This window comes from Clostridium sp. DL-VIII, assembly GCF_000230835.1.
Lineage (GTDB): Bacteria > Bacillota > Clostridia > Clostridiales > Clostridiaceae > Clostridium.
Map to the genome: position 1 here is coordinate 575502 of NZ_CM001240.1, position 22806 is coordinate 598307.

The following is a 22806-nucleotide window of genomic DNA, read 5'->3' on the forward strand; positions in this document are numbered from 1 at the left end:
TATGAAAGCAATTCAATTTGGAGCAGGAAACATAGGAAGAGGGTTCATAGGTGCATTACTTTCAAAAGCAGGATATCATGTAGTTTTTGCCGATGTAAATAAAGAAATAATCGATAAAATAAATGTTGATAAAACATATACAATACATGTTATGGATGTAGAATGTGAAGATGTAGTAGTTGAAAATATAAGTGGAGTTATCTCAATAAATGATGAAGTTTTAAATGAGATAAAGGAAGCAGAAATTATAACAACAGCCGTAGGTCTTGTTGTATTACCAAGAATAGCACCAACAATAGCTAAGGGGATACAACTTAGAAAAGAGGCTGGAATTAAGGCACCACTAAACATCATTGCATGTGAAAATGCTATAAAGGCAAGTTCTCAATTAAAAGCTGAAGTTGAAAAATGCTTAAATGAAGATGAAAAAGCTTATTTAGAAGAGTTTGTTGGATTCCCAGATTGTTCTGTGGATAGAATAGTTCCACCAGTTAAGAGTGAAAATATTTTAGATGTAGTAGTTGAAAAATTCTATGAATGGAATGTTGAAGAAAAAGCATTTAAAGGAACAATTCCATCAATAGAAGGAATGAACTTAGCAGATAATTTAATGGCATATATAGAAAGAAAACTATTCACATTAAATACTGGTCATGCAATTACAGCATATATAGGTAACTTAAAAGGATATAGTACAATAGATGAAAGTATAGCTGATGAAAAGATATATAATATTGTAAAAAGTGCAATGAAGGAAAGTGGACTTGGATTAGTAGAAAAACATAATTTAGATAAAGATGCTCATTTTAAATATATAGATAAAATCATTAAAAGATTTAAAAATCCATATTTAAAAGATGATGTATCAAGAGTTGGAAGAGAACCACTTAGAAAATTAAGCGATAGTGATAGATTAATCAAGCCATTAATGACTGCTAAGAGATTTAATCTAGGTATAGATAATTTATTATTAGGTGTAGGATCAGCTCTTCATTACAATAATCCTGAAGATGCACAGAGTGTAAAATTGCAAGAATTAATCAAGGAAAAAGGAATAAAAGCTGCTATTTCAGAAATTGCTAATATAGATGATAGTGAATTACTAGAAAAGATAGAAAAAGCATATGAAGATGTTTTAAAATTATAAAAGTTTCATCTAAGGCGGGTAAAAAAAATCCGCCTTAGATTGTTTAAGTTAAATAAATTAAGTGGTTTTAGTAAATTACTTAAGTATTTTTGTATAATAATATTTTTGTAACTAAAAAGTAAGAATTAAAATATATATAAATATAGACAATTAAAAAATATATGATAAAATAGTCAAAGAGGCATAAAAAAAGGAAAAATGGAGGCGATGATATAGGAAAAGTTAAAGCTATAAATTGAAAAAAAAGCGCCAGGACTAAGTGAAGTTTGAAGGTAAGTGAACTTTTGGTGGTTTAGTTTTTTGAAAAAGAATTTAGATGGAAGTAATCTTTTCTTTAAAGTTACATGAAGATCTAAGTAAATCTTTTTAAAGGAAACTCGACTCACATTCGTTCGCTGAGTAAGTTCGACTGACCAAATCATAGATTTGGAGTCTCACTTGCCCGATTATACTGGGTAAGTTCAAACTACTAAATCAAAGATTTAGGTTTTCACTTAAGTTGACGAGGTTGGGGAGTATCGAAACTTCGGCGGGTGCCCCACGGTATCGCACTACCGTAAACGGCTGGTAAAACTGTAAAGCAATTTGCAGCACAAATTCAGTCTGGTGTTAAAACCTTTCTTTTAATTTTAATTTCTAGGATTATTATGCCCTTTTTTGTTTTGCTAGGATGAAATTAAAAGGAGAATAAAAATTAAATAATATGCGAAAAAGAGAGGAAGAATAAATATGTGCGGAATAGTTGGATATTTTGGAAGTAAATCAGCGAAATCCTTTTTAGTAGATGGATTATCAAAGTTAGAGTATAGAGGTTATGACTCAGCAGGGATAGCAGTAGTTAATGAAGGTAAGGTAAGCATCGAAAAGCACAAAGGCCGTCTTACTAATTTAACTGATAATTTAGGAGAAGGCAAAGCTGAGGGAACACTTGGTATCGGCCATACTAGATGGGCAACTCATGGAGAACCATCTGATATTAATTCACATCCACATCAAAGTTCAAAAGGAGATATTACTGTAGTTCACAATGGAATTATAGAAAACTATATAGAACTTAGACAATGGCTTAAAGGTCAAGGATATGAATTTATATCTCAAACAGATACAGAAGTAATACCAAATTTGATTCATTATTATTACGAAGAAATAGGAGATCTTTTTAAAGCAGTTGTAAAAGCTACTGAAAGACTAGAAGGTAGTTATGCTCTAGGTGTAGTAAGCGGAGCAGAACCAGACAAGCTAGTGGCTGTAAGAAAAGATAGTCCGTTAATTGTAGGTCTTGGAAAGGATGAAACATTTATTGCTTCAGATATACCAGCAATAATTAGCTACACAAGAGACATTTATCTTTTAGAAGATAGAGAATTTGTTCTTATTACTAAAGATGGAGCTAAAATCTTTAACGGTGATGGAACAGAAGTAAAGAAAGATGTTTTCAAAGTAACTTGGAATGAAGATGCGGCTGAAAAGGGTGGATATGATTCTTTCATGCTTAAAGAAATCAATGAACAGCCAAAAGCTATCAAAGATACAATGGCTTCAAGATTATCAATGAATAATGATATTAATTTTGGAGACTTTAAGTTATCTAAAGAAGATCTTGATAATATAGATAGAATCTTCATAGTAGCTTGTGGAACTGCATATAATGCAGGGCTTATGGGTAGAGTAGCAATTGAAAGATTAGCAAGGATACCAGTTGAAGTTGATATAGCATCAGAATTTAGATATAAAGATCCTTTAGTAACTAATAAATCTCTTGTAATCACATTAAGTCAATCAGGGGAAACTGCTGATACATTAGCAGTTCTTAGAGATTGTAAAAAGGTTGGAGCTAGAACTTTAGCTATAACTAACGTTGTAGGAAGTAGTATTTCTAGAGAAGCTGATAATGTAATATATACAATGGCAGGTCCAGAAATAGCTGTAGCTTCTACTAAAGCATATACAACACAAGTAGTTGTTATGTACTTGATGGCAATGTATTTTAGTGAATTAAAGGGATTAATGACTAAGGAATTAGATAAAGAATTAAGAGAAGCTTTATTATTAGTGCCTGAAAAAGTTCAAGTAATCTTAGATAAAGCAAATGAAATAGAAGAAATTGCTAATCTTTTAACTAATGAAGAAGATGTGTTTTATTTAGGAAGAGGTGCTGATTATGCACTATGTATAGAAGCATCACTAAAGCTTAAAGAAATTTCATATGTTCATTCAGAAGCGTATGCTGGTGGAGAATTAAAACATGGAACAATAGCTTTAATTGAAAAAGGAACAAAGGTAATTGCTTTATTAACTCAAAGATCACTTAGAGAAAAAATGGTAAGTAATATAGTAGAAGTTAAGGCAAGAGGAGCAGAGGTAATTGCTATTGCTTATGAAAATGATGAATTAGATGAATCTATTTTCGATAAAGTAATCAGAATTCCAGAACTTCTTAACTTAGTTTCACCAATAGTTGCTGTAGTTGCATTACAACTTTTAGCTTACTATACAGCTAGGAATAAAGGGTGCGATATAGATAAGCCAAGAAACTTAGCTAAATCAGTTACTGTTGAATAAATAATAGATTAATAAAAGACTAATTGTGTGAGTTATAATTAATATTGTCACATGTTATATTTAACATTGTCATAATGATTATAATTAATAGTGTCACAAGTATGTTTTTGCTATAAGTAATGAAGTTTGTTTAAAAATTGACGATGTAAAATGTATAAGGCATAGAGTAATAAGAACAATATTTCTATATTACTCTATGTTTTATTTTGTTGTTTTATAAATTTTATTCAGGCTGTTATGTAAAAATAAAGTAATTTTGTAAGTTTTAAAGTATAATAAAGATAGTGTATTTAGAAGTAAATGCGTTATCTTTTTTATTTTGAGAATAAATCATAAAATTTATGATATTGATTATGTCTATAATAGAAAATTACATTGTAAGAGTCAAGATTTAGGATTAGTATATTAGTTATTGTTTCAATTAAAGAAGAAAATCTAACTAATCAAAGTTTGATTATATAAAATAGTATTGTAATTATAAAAATCAGGATGTGAATATATGATAGTACAAACATTTAAATTTGATAACACAATGATCTTGGAATTGTATCATGATTGTTTTAATGATTATCCAAAGGATAGAGAAATAGTAGATACAAAGAGTATCAAAGAAGGTAAATTAATTTTTGAAGAAAAATGTATTTGCAATGTAACTTTTCCACAGTTACCGAAATATGAATGGATCTTAGATTCAGATCATTTTATGAATCCATATTATGATTATTCATCAACGTTAATCGAATATCGTAATACTAAAAAACTAGAAAGCATTTTTAACGATTTTAAATATGAGTTATTTGTTGAAATAGATGAGTTTATTAAGAAACATGCTAATATAGATATTAGCAAGTATCCCTATGTTTTAGGTAATTCATTGTTTTATACGCCACAAAAATATAAGGTTATTATAGAAAAATCAAAAGATAATTATAAAAATAGAATGATTAAAATTGATGGTGTTAAGAACAGCAGTGATATTATTATTTTTGAATTTAAAATAGATGAAAGAACAATTAATACATTTGTTGTACAAGGTAATAATATATTGCAAACAGATTTTGAGTGGAAAAGCTTTGATGTTACTGTTATCAATGATAGTAAGATAGTTTTTAAATCATTAAATAATAGCAATTTACGTAAGTGTGGAACCGCATGGGGAGGATCATTTATTACAAAAGAAATTTCATTAAAAACTGTAAATAAAAATATAAAATTAACAAAATGGATCAGCAGTGATAGAAGTAGAGTTTTAGAAAAAGATGATAGTGAATTATATTATAAAAATAATTTAAGGCTTAAATATGATATAAAAAGAAAGAGTTATAGCAATACATATTTTTTAGCAAGCAATGAAACAGATAAACTTTTTGATATTCTTGAAAAGTATTCGAAAAAAGAATGTGATGAGTTATGGATAGTAGATTCATGTTTCTTAAATATAGAATTAAGTAATGAGGAGAATATTAAAACCTTTGAGAAAATATGTGATATTGTAATTATGTTTTCACAGAATACAAATATAAAAAAAAGAGTAATATTTAGAAAGGGAAAGGATGAAACAATTAATAATTTTTTAGACGAATTAAAGAATAATCGACTTTGTAAATATACAGATATTTTTCAAAATTATAATTTTGAATTAATAAGGACATCTACTAATGTACATGATAGATTTATATTTCTTGTACATGCTAATCATATTACTGGTATTTTATTTGGAGGATCATTTAATAAGTTAGGAGAAAATTATTCAACTATAGTAGAATTGGATCCTATAAGTGCAAAAGAAATATTTTTAATATTACAAAGTGAGGTGAAATTAAATGGACAAAGTATTAAATTGTAATGATGAAAATAGTAATCAAATAATAGATTATGTTTTAAATTCTTTTTTTGATCTAATAAATAAATATTCTTACATTCATTATTATAATGAAATAAAAAAAACTATTAAAGAAAATAATTTTAAATGGGAAGATATTTTTAAATTTATTAATAGTAGAAATGTTTCTGAAAATGAGGTGTTTTGTTTATTCTATGTTGGTTTTTTAAATGAATTTATTACATTGGACTGTAAAGAAAGTTATGGGGAAATTAGTAAATTAATAAGAAATACAACTATTATTAATAAATTATTAATTGGAATAAAGAATTATCTAGATAATAAAATTGAAAATTTAAGCTCTGACCGGGAAGAATTAGGTGAATTATACGAAAAAAAGGATTTGGACTATAATAGTTTTGCTAATAGTGCTTATTTGGTTCCAGACATACATAGTTATCCATTAGTTCATATTATGGGATTTCTAAAGTACGAGAAGAGTGATTATTTCATGGAGATTATAAAAAATGCAAAATGGATGAAATTTTTTCAATACTTATTTAATGGAGCCATTAATATAGACTATGAAGATAAATTAATAAAAGAAATAATAGATAGTGAAAATAAACCATTTATTAATGCAATACAATACTATTGCGCATATAATTTAGATTTCGAACTGCGTCAAGCAGATTACAACAATAGCCATATATGGTTTGAAAAAATTGAATTAATATTTAATAACTTTACGAAAATTAAAATTCAATTCGTTATTAAATATATTTTTCACTTTAATAAATATCCAAGAAAATATGCCGATGAAGCGTTATGTAAAGAGAATATTTCAGAATTAATAGAATTTCTAAAAATAAATAATACTTCAGATATAAGAAAAACAAGAGCTTTCTTTCAATTAGTTACACTATCAAAAAATAATGAATTGAATATTATGGCAAAAGATAAAATTTTAAATTATATAGAAAATGGTGATTATTTATTAGAGAAGATCTCTATTGATGAGTTCAAGAATTGGATAAATACTTTATCGGAAAAGAATTCATTAGACTTTATGAACGAGCTAATAAATATTTATAAAAGACTAAGAGTTTCTGAATTTGATGAACAAATTAGAACAATGGAATATGATCAAGATAAAAAAGTTGAACATATTATTTGTAGTATTGTTGAAATTTATAATTGGAAAATAACTATGTAGTTAGTGCATGAAAGTTTTTTATACTTATTAGGAAATAAGCTAAAATATTAAGTTGAGAAGGAAGATGAATTTGTAAATTATGATGAAATTAAATGAAATGCAGGATAGAATTTATTCAAAAGAAGAAATTGATAAGATAAATAAATATTTTTTAAAATCTAAAAATATTAGTGAATTATTGAATGCTTATTGTGTAAAATATATTAAAAAATTCCCAGAAAGGAAAGAATTTATAGAATTGAATGATAATGAGTATGTATTTAATTTAATTGAAGATAGTAATTTTTTTGTAAATAAGGCATTAAATGATTTGGTTTTATTTGAATTTGGTACTATGAATCATGACAATGAAATAACATATCCAGGTAGATTATTTTTAAATAATGCTATTAGTAGCCTGATTATATGTTGGGAAAGAATTACAAACATATTATCAATTATTTATGAAATTGAATATGATAAAATTAATCTTAGAAATAATTCTTTTAATAGATTACATAAAAAACTTATAAGTAATGAGAGTTTTAAGAAAAGTAACATATATGGTAAGGTTTGCAATTTAAGAAGTAACCATATCTTTCATATAATTAATGATATAAGCGTAGCAAATCGCCATAGAATATCAAAACATTTAATCCAGATATCAAGATTAGATAAAGAGAAAAAAGAAAATCCTAATTATAATTTTGATATAGAATTTATTCCAATTGTTACAATAATTTTAGATAATATAGATCTAATATATGAAATATTAGAAATGATGATATGTGAATTTGAGGATTTTGTTATTAATAAATCAAAAGTAGTACATGTTGTACAGAAATTGAATTTCAAAGATGATTATGATCTTATTATCAGAGAATTGGAGTTGCAAGGTCAAATAAGGCAATCAGTAGAATTAGTGAATTTAAGTAATGATGCAAGAGAATTGCTTAGAGAATTAGTTAACAAATTCGAACTTGATGCTAAAAATGAAATACATACATATTTAATTGATATTATATTCAGATTACTTGAGGGATGCAAGTGTCTAAAGGATGTAGCAAATTGCATTAATGGTACAATAAATAGATATTATCCTTTTCCTGCTTTCATCATCAATATACAATATTTTACATATGAATCCATATTTATAATATGTTCTTGTTATGATAAATTAGGAAGTCTAATAGCTAATTTCTTAAATTTTGATATTAAAAATAAACAGAATTATTTTAAATGTATTATAAAAAAATTGACAGAAATCGAACAATCAAATGAACAATATAAAGATTTTATTTCTATGTTAACTAAGTTATTAGGAAACAAAGATTTCGTTGATTTGTCTAGATATAGAAATGAAATTTTTCATCATATAAGACCTGGTGCGTTTTATGGAAAAGAAGGACAGGAAGTTTACGAAATAAGATTATCCTATTTAGTATATAGGAATCTTCTTATATTAGAGCAATTACTAAAGGAATTTTTGAAAATATACAAATAAATTACTGAGATAGTATTAATTCATATCTATAAATTTTATAAGATTAATAGTTTATAATTAGTGGATTATTGATTTAATATAATATGAGTATATTTAGTTTTTAGTAAATTTTTGTACAGAGATGTAGCAAAACACATTACTGTTAGGTAGGGATATAACGGTAATATGAGTGCATACTTTTAAATTATAGAGGGGTAGTTTATATGTTCACATTAGTAAAAGAAAAAATAAAAATCAAAGAGTATTGTTCTAAAATATATTATCCATTCTGTTTTAGTGTAGATGATTATGATGCGATAATTAAAAAATATAGCGATTCAAATAGATGGGAGCAGTTGATTCAGGAAGATATCCAAAAGAGAAGAAATGAACTATTACCAGATGTAGCAAGTTATTTATTTACTGAATGTAATACTAATAAAGTTAGCAACATAGGCATATTTAAATTAAAAGATACAGAAGAATTAGTAAATGATTTATCAGAAGAGTATGAGATTTTATACAATTTTAAAAAATTAAAATTAATTGATGGAAATAATACAATTAATTTTGAAATTGAAAATGTTGAAATATTTGTTTTTGGTAACGGAGTCGGTATTTTAACTTTTAATGTGAATTTGAAAAATGAGACAAGTAATATCACTTCTCCTGGACGGATATTAAATTTTAATAAAATATTTAAAGTGGATAGTAGTGGTATAAATAACATTACTTTAAATAAAAATGATGGAAGTATAAGAACTATTAGTTTAAATAAAGTAGTTGACACAATTTTATCTGATCAAATAAGTAAAGTATTAAAATCTTTTTATGAAAAAGGATTTGTTAATTTTAGATATGTAAAATTTGAAAATTATGAAAACTCTGAAGAGTTTAAGAATAGTACTTTTGCGTTCCTGTATTATCTGATGAATATGTTTAATGAATCAGATTCAGTTGAGATTCTGGATGAATTTCAACATTCACACATATATATGCCTCAAGGAAACGTAGTACACTTTTTTTCTTTAAAAGGAGGAGGTATTTTTGTATATGACAATGGGGCAAAGTTTATAAATAATACATTTAAAGATAATATAATGCAAAATTATTCTATAGGAGTGCTATTAGCATTACATCAAAGAATATCAATGTTAAAATTATCAAAAGAATTAACAGAAGCCTTTTTGAATACTGATATTAAAAATAATAAAAAGAAGAATAAGGTAATGTTATTTAAAACAGAAAAAATATTGGATAAGTTTAGAAATTTTACGGCTAAGTGCTGGTTTAGAGAGTTCAGCAATATCGAAGGAAGAAATGATTTTTTTAAGGCTTGGCAAAAGTGTTTTTGCTTAGATGATATATTCCAAGAAATGAGAAGTAAGATACAAGATATTAATGAATATTTAAGATTTCTTGATTACCAACAAGCAGAAAAGTCAAGGAATGATCAAAATGATATTATGTATGTAATTACATTAATATTTATACCATTAAATTTCTTTGTTGGATTTATGGGAATGAATATACAGTTCTTAAAAATTGAAGAGCTAGATATTAAAACAACACTTATTTATTTAGTTGTAATTATATTAATTTGTTGGTTGATAGTTGGTGTTGTATGGGCAATTAAAAAGATAAAAGACTTTTTATTAAATAGAAAAAATGATTGGAGGTTGTGATATGGAAATAAACTTTCCAATGTTGGATGAGTATGAAATAAAAAAGCCAAGTGAAATGGCATTATATTATTCTCATACTGAGTTATATCCATTCAAAGGTGTAATGGAGACTGTTGAAAATGGATTACAAGTTTACAAAGAAACTTTTTTAAAAATGGCCAATCATGCTGCTGAATGTGGTGATTTTTATAATCAATCAAAATATCTTAAAAATGTTCATATATATACTTGTAAATCAATGCCACTTGCGTATTATTCTTTAATAATAACTTTAGTTTCAATGCTTGAAGATTCATTTAATTCATTATGTAGAGCATATCAAATGATGAAAAAATATACTATAACATATAAGGATATTCATGGGCAAGGAATAGAACGAGCTGTTCTGTATCTAGAACTAGTAGCTGGAATAAAAGGAATTAAGAATGATATGCAATGGGAATATATAAAAACAATACGAGATGCTAGGAACATGATTGCACATAATGGAGGTAATATAGATAAATCTCAAATTGATAAATACAATAAATATGGATTTAATATTGATGAAGAAACAAATAAGCTATTTTTTGAGTATAGTGATGTTGTTAAAATCTACGAAGTAATAGTTGACTTCATAGATAGAGTATTTAAAATTGAACCAGAAGTGGAGAAAAGTGATATCTACTGATAATACATACCGTCCAATTAATAAGAAATTGATATAGCTAGAAAAATACATTGAATTTTAAATAAAACTTAGGATAGTGCAGGGGGAATCACATTATAAGTGAGTGATGAATTTAGTAAATTTTGATTGCAAATTATAATTATATATAGCTTACATCTCATAGTAAATAATTCAGATAAATTCTTAGTGAAATAGGGCTATCATATTAATATTTTTACCAAGTAATTTGTAGTAATGACACATTATTGTATTAAATGTAAAATAATATGATATAATTTGATTAGTCATTACTATGAGAGGATGTGATAGGATTTGATATTAGATTCAACGGTGTTTAGGTCTCTTCATAAACCTAATATAAAAAAATTTTTAGAGGAAAAGTTAGTAGATATAGATAGGAAGATTGAGGAATATAGGTTAGATGATTCAAGTAAGGGATTGTTACTAGAACTTATAAATAAATTATTAGAACATAAATTTCTATCTGAGGAAGATTTAAATAAATTTTTAATAGATGAACTTAATTATGGTAAATCTAAAAATATGTATATAGAATTTATTACGAATATCGAGAGTCTGAGTTATAATGACTGGATTGAAAGAATTAATTTATTAGAAGTGAAAGAATATAGAATTAGAAATAAAGTAACTAATGATTATTATATAAATGATATTGAAAAGTTTATTGATACGGGAGAAAAAAAATTAGTATATTCAGAAATAGAACATGATGGTGAAAATATTAAATGTATAAGATTACTTTTAGGGGAAGGAGTAATACTGAGGGATAGTAGTAACAGATGCAATAATTATTATTCTGTAGAAATTAATTTAGAATTAATGATTATAGCTGTTAGGATAATTAATTGGGGTGATGAAATACTACCTAAATATGCTCCGGATAATAAGTTTAAAGAAATATTTTCTGATATAAAAAGTATATTTACAATAAAATCACATGCAACATTAGATTTTACTCAAAAACTAGTATATAAATTAGTAAATGACTTAACTGGAAAAGTTTTAGATTCAACAACAAAATATGTTGATGGAATTTTAAAAAAAGATATAATACAAAAAGTTGAGTATTGGGGAAGGCAAGTATTAGGTGATGGTAAGAGCATTCAAAAAAGTGATAAGGATGTAATTTGTGAATTAATACTGAATAATTATTATAGAGTTAAGATGTCCAAGGATTATAAACGATTGACTCCTAAAATATTAATGGACAAGTTTGATGTGCAAGCATATCCAAGACAAGTAAAATTTTTTGATGATACAGTAGGAGAGGGGAAGGCAAGATCTTCCAAGCCTATGGAATCTGTATTAGACACAAGTGTATTTTATGATATTAAAGCAAGGTTAGATAAAGAGAAAAATATTAAAAACTCCATAATTTATTGGCTAGGATGCAAAGCTGAAAAACATTTTGGAACAGCTATTCACGTAGATAATCACAATAGATTTAAGGTTGTATTTTATCCTAAATATTATTTTAACAAGGAGAAATGTGATTATGTATTGCGAGAAATTAAAAAGTATTGTTAAACAAATTGAAAGTATAAAACTTAATATAAATAATGAATTTATAGCTAGATTTGATAAGTGTATAAAAGATAATACTACTGAAAGAGAACGATTAAAACTGAATCCTATTAAGATTGCTAATGAGATGGGAATATCTCAAGAACTGGTTATGAAATTTTTTAATATTGGGAAAAAAGTTGAATTATTTAAAGCGATAGCATTTTATAGCTGTCCATGTGGAGAATATTTTGAAATATTTAATTTTGATAAAACGGAATGTGTAAATGGTTGTGAAGCAGATATTATAAATAATAAAGATAGAGTATTCATCTATTTTGAATTACTTGAGGAGGTAGACGAGTGTGATTTAGATATTGGAGAAATATATCAAATGGATTATATTTCATCTGATGATTTGGGAAATTTTCGAAGTTCATATGACGAATATGAAAAAGTAATAGGTGAAGAAGATGCTAAAAATTTGTTAAATAACGTAGTTAATAATAATGAATTAAAAGAAATATCAATAATTCATATATCTGATTTACATTTTGGTTCAGATTATAATACAGGTATGGATAACAAGGCAGGATTAATGAACATAAGGAATATGTCCCCAGATATTTTTGAAAGTTTTTCTAAAAAAGTTACTGAATTAAACGCAAGTTATTTGATTATTAGCGGTGATATAACGAGCAAAAATGAAGAGAAGGGATTTATAGAATTCAAAGATAAAATATCTAAATTAGGAATAGGTTCAGATAAAATATATATAGTACCAGGAAATCATGAATGTGATAGAAATAGAGAGAGCGAAGATGGTCAGTTCGCATTATTTGCATCATATACTAGAGGATTTAAAACTATTTATTCTGATGAAGCTTATATATTAGATGAAAACAATAAAATATTTATATATGGTTTTAATTCAGTTAATTTTAAAAAGGAAAATGAGAAGGAATTATTTTATATAAAGAATGAAGAATTTGATAAATTAGATTACATATGCAAGCAATTAAATCAGCAAAAAGAGGACTTTGATAGTTATACCAAAATAGCAGTTATTCATAATAATTTAATTCCGCATCCTAATATTGAGATAAAAGAATATGCAGAAGTGTTAAATTTATTTTTAATAAAATATAAGTTAGTTAAGTTAGGTTTTAAATTAGTTTGCTCCGGTCATAAACATGAAGAACTTATTGAAAAGCATACGGTATATAGTGATGAAAACGAATCAGAAATAGTGTTAGCATCAGCACCTTCTTTATGTGGGTCTGTTTTTAATGGAAAAAATGGATTTCAGATAATAAAAATACTAAACACTAGTGAAAATAAAGCAAGTAAATTTATAATAAATAAATATGAAACAAATATTTTAAATGACTTTAAGTTTAAAGGTAAGACAGAAATTAATTTAAATAATTAGAAAGCGAACTATAGTAATGACATAAAATTTAAATATATATTAGAATAACAGAATATAAAAAGATAAGGAATATTTAGAGCAAGAGCTTTTAGTATTCCTTTATCTATTTTAAGAAGATAATAGAAATGGTAAAACTATATAAAGTGATACATTTTTAGTGGTAGAAGAAGTAATAATAATGTTGAAATTTGATTTTATTTTGTAATCATATATATTATACTGTATGTAATGGAAAATAATAGATTGTGATAAGATTTAAGGAAAAATAAAGCAGATAGGAGTAACGATATGGAATATTCTACTGGAGAAAGTGGTATAAAAAGTTTAGGTGGGTTTGCATACCAAATAAAAGTATTTATATATTATCTGTCGAAACTTCAACAAAATGAACAAATAGAATTTGAAACACTAGAGGATGTAAACATAAAAACGGTTCAGAAAGATGAAATAGATACTAAGAGTGACAGCTATAAATGCATAATTAAAGAAAAAGAGACAAATGTGGCAATACAAGTAAAAAGGACAAGTATAACAAATGCAAGTGCTGAAAAAATACTATATAATTGGTTGCTTGTTGAAAAAACACATGATAATATCAGCAAATATTTACTATTTACTGACAAAGCTTATGATAATCAAGATATTATTTTTAATAGAGATTCTAAGAAATTATTTAAAAAAATAAAATCATCAGATAAAAATGCAAATGCATTAATTACAATGGTAAAGAATATATTTAATGATGATTTTAAAGAATTTGAAGTTTTTTATAAACGAATTCAAGATAAATATGAATTTAAGGTTGTAGATGAAATAGATGATCAAATTTTAAATAGATATGAACGTATCTTTCACAGATCAGCTCCATCGGTATCAGAAACTATATATTATATGAGAATACAAGAATTAATGAGATATGTAACTATGAAGATTATGCAAGCTGTAAACAAAGGACAACCTTTTATTTGTACCTATAGTGAGTTCATGCAACAAATTGAGGAGATTTGTAAAAACATAGAAGAAAATCAGGTTATTTTAAGTTATTCAATGTTCAAAAGTAACAATGCAATTGATTGGGAAGACTTAAAGATTGTTAATTCAAGAGAATGTATTCAACTAAATTCATGTAATCTATCAAGACAAAGCGTAGAACAACATCTTATGTATAAATTATATTATGAATTTTTAAAGTGTTCTTATATGGAGAATAATAAGATACCGAGAATAGAGGATATGGAGAACACAACCTATGAGAATTACGATTTCCTAAAATCAGTACTACAACAAGAAAATAGGGACACTCCTCTTAACAGGCTTAATGATATAAAGAAAAGTTCAAACTCATATACACCAAATGAACAAGTTAAGTATGGTGTAGCAATTCATTTAACACGAGATGATATTGATGATGAGAAACAAATATCTTGGAAGGAGGATATATAAATGCCTAAAAATAAAGTATTAGCAGAAGCGATCATGTTAAGTGGTTACTGCGATATAATATTAGGAATTTTACAGAAGCATAAGCAACTTAGTATTAACAAAACACTTGTTTTTTCTTACCTAATAAAGAAAAATAAATTTAATGAGAAAGAAATTTACAGTGCAAATAATTCTAAAGATATTCTATTAAAATGTATTTCAAAGTTATCTGGTGGATTTGAGGATTACTGTAATAGTATTGAATATATATTTAAAGCTATTCATTTATTAATACAAAATGGGGATTTGTTAATTGAAGATGATATACTAAATTATAATTCAAAAAATAATACAACTATTTATATGGAAAATAATTTTATTGCAAAATCTATTAATGTAAGTGGAAAAATGACAGATAGACAGTTTCTGAAGGAGGTAATCCACAATGTTTAAAATTGATAAGCTAATTATGAAAAGTAATCACAATGAAGAATTTACATATAAATTTGAATATGGAATTAATTATTTTAAGGGAAAGAATAGTTCTGGAAAAACAGAATTCTATAAATTTATCGATTATATGTTGGGTTCATCAGAAAAAGTAAACAAGCAATACTGGTATAAGGATACTCTAAAAGAAGCTACGATGGAAATTTTTTATGATAATATTAGCTATGTTCTAACTAGAACTTTAGATGCAGAAACGAATTATTTATACTATAAAGATGAAGAACAAGGAGAGTCTATAGGAAGTAGGGAATATAAAGATAAATTAAATTCTATTTTTACTAAAGAAGAATTATTTCTAAAGGATATTAGGGAATTTACAGATGAAAACCTAACATATAGATCATTTACAATGTTTAATTTTTTAGGGGAAAAGAGACAAGGGGTTTTAAATGATTTTTTAGATAAATGTAGTGATATAAGATATTCTGTAAAGCTTAATCCTATATTGAATTTTATATTTAATAAAAATTTATCACTGATATTTAAACTAAAAAAAGAACTTGAGGTTCTAGAAAATGAAGTGAAATCAATTGAAAGAACTGCAAGTAGATTTGATTTTATATGCAATAAAGTTAATTTAAACTTACATAAATTAAATATACTTCTACCATACAACGGTAGAAATTCTGATGAAATCAAGGAACAAATTGAAAGCATAAAGTCAATGGAGAGTAAAATAAATAAGAATAGTACTAAAACTATTGCAGAGTTAGAAGCTATATTCAATAATTTAGATGAGCAGATTAAAATATATGAAAATAGAATCTTAGACTCTAAAAGAATGAACATAGAAGGAGAAAATAGAAAAATACTTTTAGAGAGATTAAATTTAATTTTGCAAAATACTAATGAGTTACAGTATCTAATAGAACCTGTAACTAATTTAGTTCAAGATTTAGAGAGTAGCATTTCTTTTAATAACTATATAATTAATGATACTGCAGTTCAAGAAATGAGAAAACAAAGGGAAAATTTAAAGAAAGAAATTTTTAATAATAATTATAGATTTAAAAGATTTAATATAGATGAAAAAATTAAAGCAATATCTATTGTAGAAGATTATTTAAGTGAAAACATAAGCTATAATGAGGATGAACTTAAAGAGAAAAGAAAAAGAATAAGAGCAATTAAAGAAGAAATAAAAATATTGCAAAATGCAGATGATGTTGAAAAGATAGAAATGATTTCAGAGAGTATTACTAATCTATATAAATCAGCATATGAAGTTTCAGAATTAGTTAAGCATGATATTGATATTGAAGGATTCAAGATACAATATATTAAAAAGGGAAATATTCTTCAACCTATGATAACAGTTAATGAAGATGAAAGAAATGAAGCAGAAATTGTAATCGAAGGTGGTAAAAAGTCTTCAGAAAAGTACTATACAGGGAGTATGGCAAGGCATACACTTATTCAGTTATCAGGGTATTTAAGTTTTTTGGAATTATTAATTAAAGAAAATAAATATCCTATTGTACCTATTTTGGTTATTGATCATATTTCTAAACCATTTGACTTGATTAATAGAAAAGCAATAGGAACAGTTTTAGAGAAATTTTATGAAAGAATAGATAGAGAAAATATTCAAATATTTATGTTTGATGATGAAAATAATGATGATTTATTAGTAACTAATGCCACAGTAGATAACTTGATTTCTGAAAGTAAAAGTGGTTTCAATCCTTTCTATTATGAAATTAAAGATGATAATAATAAATGAGAAAGGATATATATTTCTTATAATAATAGATTAATATAAGAAAAAGGAATGCCTAGCGCAATAAGCTTTTGGTATTCTTTTTTCTATTTTAAGTAAGGTAAAGATGATAAAGTTGTATAAGAATAATTTGTGATTCTACTTTTTATAGAAAAAGAGTGTGTATAAAGTTACTAAATTTATACACATAACATGTTAAACAGTTTATTATAACAAAGTCCAATTCATTTATCAGTTAACACAAAATTTTAAAATTTCAAGTTATACTATGTAAAAATAAAGGAGTTGGTTTGTATGGAACAAAAGTGCGGCACATGCAATGGTTGTAAAACTAGTATAATTGAACAGATGCAACATTTGGTGATGTTAGGAATGAGTGATGCAAATATACTGTATCAAGATTATTGTGAAGAGCAGTATGAAGAAATAAAATATTACTTAGAAATGTACAGGAATATGGCAGAAACTAATTTAAAAGATGATCTAAGTGGGGGATATGATTACTGTAACAATTGTAAAAGTAAAGTAAGAGTAGAAAAATTTAAAGAATATCTTAATAGAATGGTTAAGGTAATTAATAGCGATCGATATTATTATGTAGAAAAACTGCAAAGAATTTATTTTTTACAAGATGATTATTTTGAAGATTGTGGTGGTTTTTAAAAATATCATGAAATTATAAGAATAAGATGGAATTGAGATAATTTTAATTAGTATTTTTAACAATCATCTTATTTCATCCTATTTTTTAATAAATGGATTGCTTGTGATGGATTAATACAATATAAAGATAATAATAATAAACTTATTATTATGAAATCAGTAGTAGTGTTTTTAGATATAAATTTGGAGTATAAATATTATTGGCATTTTAACAAACAAGATGAAACATTTAAATTTAAATTGGATTGATGAAAGTAAACATTTTTAATTTTAAATTCACAAAACTAATAAGTTATGTTATAGAATTATTAAAAAATTTTAAAAAAAAGAATGTGTATAAATTTAATAAAAATATACACAAAAATAATGTATATTTTATAAGAAACAGGTTAATAATTTAATTATAAAATACAAGTAAATATTTGATTTTAAACATAAAAAAAATTTCATTACTCTTAAAGGGCAGTGAAATTTTTTTTATGGGACAAGCAGTTTTATGAATAAAATTTGATTTTATGTCTAAAATGACGACAGAAAGGAGAAATACAAGAATTTAGAAACAGATTTATTAACTAGATAAATTGAAAGGAGGGATTAATATAGTACAAATATATGTGGATGGCGGAGTGAAGGACAATATTATGTATATAGGGGTAATTGACGTATATGGAACTACCGGAATAAGGTATTCTAAAAAGTTGGAGGCAGGTTACAGCCATACTGCGGAAGAATTGGCGTTATTTGATGCACTAATGATAGTTAGTAAAATGGAGTTAAATGATAAGATTATCATTTACTCAGATCAAAGAACATTAGTTGATATGATAAAGAATGAACACGTTACTCGAAGTATTCAAGATAAATATCCAAAGATAACTGAAATACTAAATTTAGTGAGTAATAGTAGCAATATATCGGTAGAATGGATCAAAAGCACTAAGAATGCTGCACATACTTTGGTGAGCAGTGCGTATTTAGGTATATTTTATAATAACGTTGATTTACAAGACAATAAAAACCAATTTATTGAACGACAGAATATTATTAAAAAATTTAAATTTGAACTTCAAAAAAGAGATTTAATAATAAAAGATTTAATAAAAACTATAAATAGGCTAAATAAGTTAACTATAGATGAGAAATTTGAAGCTATAGACTAATAGAGGAAAATGGAAATTACATTAATAATTTTATATAGAAAGGGATGAATTGATTGTGTCAGATAATGGAGAGTCGTTTGGTTCATGGGAAAGATATGACTCTATATTTAAACCTAAAAGAAAAGTAAATAATAAATCTAGTAATGCATTACCACACATAATAGGAACTTTCTATAGCAATAAAATGAATAAAAGCATAGAATACGAATCTATAAATGAATTTATACTATATTCGATTTTAGAATTGGATAAAGGAACTCTTAGGTATTATGTTCAACCAATGGAAATTGAGATGAAATATACTGATAAAGATGGCATCGAGAAAAGATGGATTCATGTTCCTGATGTATTGGTTTTTCGAGATAACATGAAGCCAGTATTATATCAAGTTAAAGATCCTAAAAGTAAGATTACAGATAAAATTGAGATTATAAATAAAAGATGTAATAAATATGCTGAAAAGAATGAGTGGAATTATAATGTTATTTATCCTAAATTATTACCAACTGAATTAATAAGAAATATTAGATTTCTTGTTGGATTTTTAAAGCGAAGGAAGGAGTATAATGATTTAATTCCTAATGTAATGGCGAGATTAGAGTATATGAGAAATACAAACATAAATGAATTACTAAACAGTTTCTCAGATGAAATAAATACATTGAGTTTGCTTCCTACAATATATCATTTAATAGCCAATGGAAGTATTTTTACAAATATTGAGATGCCAATATCAGAATTCAGTAATATAACTCTTCATAGAGAAATAGACTATTTTAGTTATCTAAAGGAAGTGACCAGTACTGAGAATAAATAAACTAAAAATTAATTCAGAAATTATATATATGGGAAAAAGATATGTAGTAGTATCAATAGAACCTCCTAATGTTTTTATTAGAAGGATAGATTCAGATGGAGTTTCAATAATGATAGAATTTTCAGAACTAGTTTCAAATGCATTAATAAATGATGAGAATTCTCCACAATATATAAAACCAATTTCTGATGGTAATGAAGATATATCATTCAATTTATTATCAGTTCATAAGAAGGACATAGCATATAAAAAGATGAAAATAATTAGACCTTTAATTATTTTCAAGGCTATAAAAGAAGGTGATATCAGAGCGAATTATGAATTTAAAGAATACTATAGTGAACTGACATATGAAAATGAAGAATTAACTGAATTAAATCAGGAAGAACTTATTAATAGAGTGGCTAAGAAAGAAAATATTTCAGTAAGAACAATAAAGAGATATTTATCTGCATATAGAAAAGCTGAAAATATAAAAGAAAAAAGTGGTGTAGAAGGATTAGTACCCAAAAGCGGAAGTGGATATTTAAGTAGAAAGGATAATAAAACTCTAAATATATATAATCCTAGAAATCCAAACATTATTTTGGATAGTATTAATGTCAGAATAGATAATATTTATATTCCTATTATACAGGACGTAATTTCAAAAGAATATCTTACAACAAGGCAGGCAGGGAAAAATGAAATATACGATTCTATATGCGTAAAATGCCTTATGAAAAACATTCCTCCACCTAAAATGATTACTATATATAAATTACTGGATAGAGTTAATCCACAAGTAAAATCAAGACTTAGAAATTCTAAAGAAGCCGCAGCGATATATGATGATATTGAAAGAGGATTTTCTAATGAAGATTCTATGTATCCGTTACATGTTATAGAGATTGATCATACTGAACTTAATATGGATGTAATGGATAGTAAAACAGGATATGTAAATGGAAGACCATGGATAACATTAGGGATTGATGTATATAGTAGATGTATTTGGTGTATGTATATATCATTTGAACCCCCTTCAGCAAATAGAGTAAGAAAGGCACTAGAGAATGGAATTTTTATCAAAGATAATAAATATGATACACAAAATAAATGGGACGTATTTGGTATACCTAATACTATATTTTTAGATAATGGTCCTGATTTTAAAAGTGCTGAGGTAAAAAGAATGATAAATGATACTCTAAAATCTCATGTGAAATATAGACCAGTAAGAACTCCTCGATATGGAGGAGTAATTGAACGATACTTTGGTACTATAAATGAAGAATTTATACACAGACTTGAGGGAACAAGAAAAAGCAATTTTATAAAACTTGGAGAATATGAACCTGAAAAAATGGCAGCATTGACATTGGATGATATTAAGGAACTCTTAACAATTTATATAACAGATGTTTATCATTGTTCTGAACATAAAGGACTCCCTGTATATGAAAATATACCGTTAGTCAGATATATTGAAGGGATTAAAAAAGCAGGATATCCGGAATTTATTAGTAAAAGTGATGAAGAATTTTATAAAGTAGAATTAATGGCTACTGATATGAAACCATATACGAGAGATGGTGTAAGATTAGGAAACGTAATTTATAAGTCTCCGGAATTTTCACAATTCATAGGAGGACGGGATAGGAAGTATAGAATTAAATATGATGATGATGATATTTCTAAGATATATATATTAAACCCAAAGTTAAACAAATATATAGAACTACGAGCGGCAATACCATCATATGAATCATTGGCTAATGTTAATAGGTATACGTATAAAAAGATGCTTGAACTTATTAAAGAGGAAGGAATTACAAAGAGAAATGAGCTAATTTCAACAGATGTTGTTATAAAAGCTAAAGCTAAGTTAAAACAAATTATTTCTGAAAAATATAAAGTAAATAGAAGTATAAGAAAGCAATCACAAAGAACAAATTTTGACGTAAAAATAGATGTTAGTGATGCTCAAACAAATACGAAGGAAAATAATATGAAACTTGAAGATATAATTTCGCAAGCAAAAAAATTTGAAGAGAGAAGGAATCGAAAATAGATGGCTAATTTATTGGAATCACAAAAATTTGCAGAAAGAGTAGCTAATATTTATATAAAGTATCCGAGAATACAAAGAATATATGATGTATTGTCATCGATGAGATGTTTGGGAACATTTAATAATAGAAATGAAAGTCAATCCAATTTATTTATAATTGGTCAATCTGGTGTTGGAAAGACTAGAATGATAAAAAGATATGCTGAAATGAATAAAGGATTTGTAAAAATAGAAGATGGGATAGAATATGATATTAAACCAGTGGTTTATTTAGAACTTCCTGATCCATTCACTCTTTTGGAATTATATCAATCCATAATCAAAGCACTTGGTGCACCTATAATTATGTATAGACCGTCCATAGGTGATGCCAAGAGACACGCATTTACTTTGCTTGAAAAGCAGCAAGTTGAAATGTTAATTTTTGATGAGATGGATTATATATTAAGTAGTAGATATATTAAGCCACAAGAAGCAATGGAGGCTATAAAACATATTGGAAATGTAGCAAGTACCTCTCTTGTATGTGTGGGAACACCTCAAGTAGACGAGCTAAGAAAACTGAATTTTCAATATTTTAGGAGGTTCCCTAAAATAGAATTAGAAAGATTTAATGAATTAAACGATGAGTTTTGCACGTTTTTAAATAATATAGAAAAACAAATTAATCCAATAGAAGAAATCGGACTAGGAGATATGGAAACTAATTTACCACAAGTTTTTTTTGCGATGAGTAAAGGTGTTGTTTCCATAATTACTAGAACTATTCAAGAAGCATATAGGTTATTAGGGGTATTTAATGAAGATTTTGATGATATTTCAAAAGCAAAACTTAGTATTGATTTTATATATGCAGCTTACAAGAACATTGTAGGTGATATTAATATGGAAGAGTTCGAAAGAGCTATTTACTTAAAGTAATACAGGAGGATTATTTTGAA

General features: G+C 25.9%; 17 protein-coding genes. All 17 read left to right on the forward strand.

Annotated features, from left to right (window positions below):
- The first annotated feature begins 1 nt into the window (after position 1).
- The 17 genes from CDLVIII_RS02785 to CDLVIII_RS02865 all read left to right on the forward strand — a co-directional run bounded on the left by CDLVIII_RS02785 (position 2) and on the right by CDLVIII_RS02865 (position 22786).
- Positions 2-1147 carry a mannitol-1-phosphate 5-dehydrogenase gene (locus CDLVIII_RS02785; RefSeq protein ID WP_009167939.1) on the forward strand — a complete coding sequence of 382 codons (1146 nt, stop codon included), beginning with the start codon at positions 2-4 and terminating at the stop codon, positions 1145-1147.
- A 729-nt stretch (positions 1148-1876) separates the two neighbouring features.
- A complete protein-coding gene (gene glmS, locus CDLVIII_RS02790; RefSeq protein ID WP_009167940.1) occupies positions 1877-3709 on the forward strand; it encodes a glutamine--fructose-6-phosphate transaminase (isomerizing) in 1833 nt (610 codons plus the stop codon).
- Positions 3710-4208: 499 nt separating this feature from the next.
- Positions 4209-5555: a hypothetical protein gene (locus CDLVIII_RS02795; protein ID WP_009167941.1), complete on the forward strand. Its 1347-nt coding sequence runs from the start codon at positions 4209-4211 to the stop codon at positions 5553-5555.
- Positions 5533-6747, forward strand: a complete 1215-nt coding sequence (locus CDLVIII_RS02800; RefSeq protein ID WP_009167942.1) for a hypothetical protein — start codon at positions 5533-5535, stop codon at positions 6745-6747. The genes CDLVIII_RS02795 and CDLVIII_RS02800 overlap by 23 nt, the downstream gene beginning before the upstream one ends.
- A 79-nt stretch (positions 6748-6826) precedes the next feature.
- Positions 6827-8230: a Cthe_2314 family HEPN domain-containing protein gene (locus CDLVIII_RS02805; RefSeq protein WP_009167943.1), complete on the forward strand. Its 1404-nt coding sequence runs from the start codon at positions 6827-6829 to the stop codon at positions 8228-8230.
- 203 nt (positions 8231-8433) lie between these two features.
- Positions 8434-9894, forward strand: a complete 1461-nt coding sequence (locus CDLVIII_RS02810) for a CorA family divalent cation transporter (RefSeq protein WP_009167944.1) — start codon at positions 8434-8436, stop codon at positions 9892-9894.
- A gap of 1 nt (position 9895) precedes the next feature.
- On the forward strand, positions 9896-10564 hold the full coding sequence (locus tag CDLVIII_RS02815; protein WP_009167945.1) for a hypothetical protein: 669 nt from the start codon (positions 9896-9898) through the stop codon (positions 10562-10564).
- Positions 10565-10876: 312 nt separating this feature from the next.
- A complete protein-coding gene (locus tag CDLVIII_RS02820; RefSeq protein WP_009167946.1) occupies positions 10877-12112 on the forward strand; it encodes a hypothetical protein in 1236 nt (411 codons plus the stop codon).
- The gene (locus tag CDLVIII_RS02825) at positions 12081-13520 is read left to right on the forward strand and encodes a metallophosphoesterase (RefSeq protein WP_009167947.1); all 1440 of its coding nucleotides are present in this window, start codon (positions 12081-12083) and stop codon (positions 13518-13520) included. Before CDLVIII_RS02820 ends, CDLVIII_RS02825 begins: the two co-directional genes overlap by 32 nt.
- A gap of 288 nt (positions 13521-13808) precedes the next feature.
- The gene (locus CDLVIII_RS29150) at positions 13809-14963 is read left to right on the forward strand and encodes a hypothetical protein (RefSeq protein ID WP_009167948.1); all 1155 of its coding nucleotides are present in this window, start codon (positions 13809-13811) and stop codon (positions 14961-14963) included.
- Positions 14964-15395, forward strand: coding sequence for a hypothetical protein (locus tag CDLVIII_RS02835; RefSeq protein ID WP_009167949.1), 432 nt, complete (start codon positions 14964-14966; stop codon positions 15393-15395).
- Positions 15388-17175: a hypothetical protein gene (locus CDLVIII_RS31010; protein WP_009167950.1), complete on the forward strand. Its 1788-nt coding sequence runs from the start codon at positions 15388-15390 to the stop codon at positions 17173-17175. The genes CDLVIII_RS02835 and CDLVIII_RS31010 overlap by 8 nt, the downstream gene beginning before the upstream one ends.
- A 291-nt stretch (positions 17176-17466) precedes the next feature.
- Positions 17467-17835, forward strand: a complete 369-nt coding sequence (locus tag CDLVIII_RS02845) for a hypothetical protein (RefSeq protein WP_009167951.1) — start codon at positions 17467-17469, stop codon at positions 17833-17835.
- 581 nt (positions 17836-18416) lie between these two features.
- The gene (locus CDLVIII_RS02850) at positions 18417-18995 is read left to right on the forward strand and encodes a ribonuclease H family protein (protein ID WP_186005538.1); all 579 of its coding nucleotides are present in this window, start codon (positions 18417-18419) and stop codon (positions 18993-18995) included.
- Positions 18996-19050: 55 nt separating this feature from the next.
- Complete coding sequence (locus CDLVIII_RS02855) at positions 19051-19812, forward strand: heteromeric transposase endonuclease subunit TnsA (protein WP_009167953.1); 762 nt, start codon at positions 19051-19053, stop codon at positions 19810-19812.
- Between the two features lie 28 nt (positions 19813-19840).
- Positions 19841-21865: a Mu transposase C-terminal domain-containing protein gene (locus tag CDLVIII_RS02860; RefSeq protein ID WP_009167954.1), complete on the forward strand. Its 2025-nt coding sequence runs from the start codon at positions 19841-19843 to the stop codon at positions 21863-21865.
- Entirely contained in the window at positions 21866-22786 is a 921-nt protein-coding gene (locus CDLVIII_RS02865; protein ID WP_009167955.1) for a TniB family NTP-binding protein, read from the forward strand.
- The last annotated feature ends 20 nt before the right edge of the window (positions 22787-22806 follow it).

Coding starts and splice junctions, on each gene's coding strand:
- CDLVIII_RS02785 (WP_009167939.1), top strand. CDS start 2: ATGAAAGCAATTCAATTTGGAGCAGGAAACATAGGAAGAGGGTTCATA.
- glmS (WP_009167940.1), top strand. CDS start 1,877: ATGTGCGGAATAGTTGGATATTTTGGAAGTAAATCAGCGAAATCCTTT.
- CDLVIII_RS02795 (WP_009167941.1), top strand. CDS start 4,209: ATGATAGTACAAACATTTAAATTTGATAACACAATGATCTTGGAATTG.
- CDLVIII_RS02800 (WP_009167942.1), top strand. CDS start 5,533: ATGGACAAAGTATTAAATTGTAATGATGAAAATAGTAATCAAATAATA.
- CDLVIII_RS02805 (WP_009167943.1), top strand. CDS start 6,827: ATGATGAAATTAAATGAAATGCAGGATAGAATTTATTCAAAAGAAGAA.
- CDLVIII_RS02810 (WP_009167944.1), top strand. CDS start 8,434: ATGTTCACATTAGTAAAAGAAAAAATAAAAATCAAAGAGTATTGTTCT.
- CDLVIII_RS02815 (WP_009167945.1), top strand. CDS start 9,896: ATGGAAATAAACTTTCCAATGTTGGATGAGTATGAAATAAAAAAGCCA.
- CDLVIII_RS02825 (WP_009167947.1), top strand. CDS start 12,081: ATGTATTGCGAGAAATTAAAAAGTATTGTTAAACAAATTGAAAGTATA.
- CDLVIII_RS29150 (WP_009167948.1), top strand. CDS start 13,809: ATGGAATATTCTACTGGAGAAAGTGGTATAAAAAGTTTAGGTGGGTTT.
- CDLVIII_RS02835 (WP_009167949.1), top strand. CDS start 14,964: ATGCCTAAAAATAAAGTATTAGCAGAAGCGATCATGTTAAGTGGTTAC.
- CDLVIII_RS31010 (WP_009167950.1), top strand. CDS start 15,388: ATGTTTAAAATTGATAAGCTAATTATGAAAAGTAATCACAATGAAGAA.
- CDLVIII_RS02845 (WP_009167951.1), top strand. CDS start 17,467: ATGGAACAAAAGTGCGGCACATGCAATGGTTGTAAAACTAGTATAATT.
- CDLVIII_RS02860 (WP_009167954.1), top strand. CDS start 19,841: ATGGGAAAAAGATATGTAGTAGTATCAATAGAACCTCCTAATGTTTTT.
- CDLVIII_RS02865 (WP_009167955.1), top strand. CDS start 21,866: ATGGCTAATTTATTGGAATCACAAAAATTTGCAGAAAGAGTAGCTAAT.